2 protein-coding genes and 1 pseudogene are annotated in these 2,527 nt (G+C 64.2%); 1 reads left to right on the top strand and 2 read right to left on the bottom strand.

Annotated elements, in window-relative coordinates; translation table 11 throughout:
- Nucleotides 1-767: MBL fold metallo-hydrolase (locus EOA29_RS32775; RefSeq protein WP_145969937.1), on the bottom strand; the 767-nt coding region annotated here is incomplete at its 3' end.
- Nucleotides 768-1,068: 301 nt separating this feature from the next.
- Here EOA29_RS32775 and EOA29_RS32770 point away from each other — a divergent pair.
- A complete protein-coding gene (locus EOA29_RS32770; protein ID WP_127222166.1) occupies nt 1,069-2,064 on the top strand; it encodes a transporter in 996 nt (331 codons plus the stop codon).
- 9 nt (nt 2,065-2,073) lie between these two features.
- Here the strand turns inward: EOA29_RS32770 and EOA29_RS32765 are convergent.
- Nucleotides 2,074-2,527, bottom strand: a pseudogene (locus tag EOA29_RS32765) (EamA family transporter RarD); the annotation flags it as partial.

Genomic DNA, 2,527 nt, shown 5'->3' with positions numbered 1-2,527 from the left:
TACATGGTGTCGGCTGAAACCAGGAACTGCTCGGAGCCGGCATCGACATGGTAGACGGAATGGCCGGGCGTGTGGCCGGGCGCCGCCATGATGCGGATGCCGGGCACGACTTCCGTGCCGTCCTCGACCAGCTTCCAGTTCTTCCATTTCGGGAAATTCTCGGCGATGCGCTTGCCTGCCGGCTTGCGGCCTTCCGGCAGCTTGACGAGCCGGCTGGGGTCGGTCCACCAATTGTATTCGGTGGCGTTGACGATCAGCTCGGCATTCGGGAACACCGGCGCGTTGGTGCCCTTCTCCATCAGGCCCCAGACATGGTCGGGGTGGAAATGCGAGATCATGATGGTGTCGATCGCCTTGTAGTCGATGCCGGCGGCCTTCATGTTGGCCGGCAGGTGCGTGGCGTTGGCCTGCCACTGGCCGACGCCGGAGCCGGCATCCATCATGATGGTGCGGCCGTTCATCCGCAGAACGACGACGGTGAGCGGGATCGGCATGAAGTCGGTTATCAGCCCGGCCTTGGCGAGCGCCGCCTTGGTGTCGTCGACCGAAACATCCTTGATGAAGGCCGGGTCGTGGGGCTTGCGCCAGATGCCGTCATAGACGGCGGTGACCTCGAGCGAGCCCACCTTGTATTTGTAGAAGCCGACCAGCGGCTCGACCGGGCTTTCGGCGTGAGCGGCAGGCGCGAATTCCAGCCTGCCGGCAATGCCGAAGGCGGCCGCAGCGGCGGCGGATCCGAGCAGCATGCGGCGTGTCATGTTGAACATCAGAAGTCTCCTCTAGTGACTGCGGTTGGCGGTGGTTCCCTGGAAGTGAGCATTCCTCCGGGGCTGACGACGTCCGGCCCGAAGGTTCGCCCCGCTACACAGCAAGACCCGGAAGGCTCGGGCTTTATTCCCGGATGGACGAAGAATTTTTGAGAAGCGCGCAATCCCGCCGCAGAAGGACTGTCGAGGGCTGGGGCGCGTCCGCAGTCACCGAACTGTCACACGAATGCAGGGTCGCGCATGCTAGAAACGCAGCTCGGCCGCCCCGCGGCCTGACCGCATCAAAGCCGGCGAAGCCGCCATGAACATCGCTGTCCCCAACGAAGGCACCGACCTTTCGCCCTATTTGCCCGACGAGCACGGCCTGTTCTTCGTCTATCATTTCACCGCCGAGGGCCTGCGCACAAAGGACCCGGCCGAGGCGCACTGGACGTGGCGCAGCTACCAGATCACCGACATGCGCGCGCGCCACGAGATCGCCGCCGAGCAGGCCTTGCCGGCGTCGGTGCGCGAGGCCTTCCTGTCGCCCAGCCATGGCTGCCACATCGACTTCGAGGACGACTTCCTCTACGGCGATCTGCCGGACCTCAGGCATGATTTTGCGGAGGCGCGCGGGCTCACCCATTTCCGCTTCGCGTTCAACGACACGATGCTGGTCGGCGCGCGGAAGCAACCGCTGGAATCGGTCGACAGGATCCGCAAGATGGTCGAGAGCGGAGCGCGCAAATTCCGCTCGCCGGCCGAGCTGATCGAGGCGGTGATGGGCCAATCCCTCGACGGCATGGCGGGCGAGCTCGACAAGATGGGCGACACGCTGGACGGCATCGAGGACCGCATCGTCGTCGACGCCTGGCACAGCGAGCGACAGGCGCTGGTCGACGCGCGCCGGCAGCTGGTGATCATCCACCGGCAGATGGCGACGCTCACCAACCTCTTTCGCCATCTCGACCATTCGCATCGCAACGAGCTGCCGGATGCGATCAACGACATGGCGGCCAGGCTCTCGCACCGGGCGCATACGCTGCATCACGACGGCGAGCAATTGCAGGCACGCACGCGGCTCCTACAGGACGAGCTGATGGCAAAGCTCACCGAGCGGTCGAACCAGTTGCTCTACATCCTCTCCGTCATGACGGCGGTGCTGTTGCCGATGACCATCATCTCCGGCCTGTTCGGCATGAATGTCGGCGGGTTGCCGCTGGTCGACACGCCGATGGGTTTCTGGGTGGTGACGGCGATATCCATCGTCATCGCCGGCATCGTCTACATGATCGTGCGACGGCTGGGACGGGTTTGAGGGTGATCTCTACCGTGTCGCCGGAGCTGTCGCCCGGACCTCGCGGCCCTTGAACATCGACCATGAATACATCGCAAGCGCCGTCCAGATCAGCGCGAAGGCGATGGCCTGGATGGTGCCGAAGGGCTCGTCGAAGATCAGCACAGCGATCAGGAACACCATGGTTGGCGCGATATATTGCATGATGCCGATGGTGGAGAGACGAAGCAGCCTGGCGCCGAAGGCGAAGAGCAGCAGTGGCACCGCGGTGATCGGGCCGCAGCCGATGAGCAGCGCGGTGTCCGTGGCGCTGCTGGAGATGAAATGGTCCTTTCCGGTGGCGATCAGGTAGGCGATGTAGCAGAGCGCCGGCACCGACAGCAGCAACACTTCGAGCAGGAAACCCTGGCTCGGGCCGATCGGCAGCGTCTTGCGGAAGAAGCCGTAGGCAGCGAAGGAGAAAGCGAGCGCCAACGACACCCAG

This window comes from Mesorhizobium sp. M1E.F.Ca.ET.063.01.1.1 (assembly GCF_003998155.1).
Classification (GTDB): domain Bacteria; phylum Pseudomonadota; class Alphaproteobacteria; order Rhizobiales; family Rhizobiaceae; genus Mesorhizobium.
This window is presented reverse-complemented; position numbering and strand designations above follow the sequence as displayed.

Coding starts and splice junctions, on each gene's coding strand:
- EOA29_RS32770 (WP_127222166.1), top strand. CDS start 1,069: ATGAACATCGCTGTCCCCAACGAAGGCACCGACCTTTCGCCCTATTTG.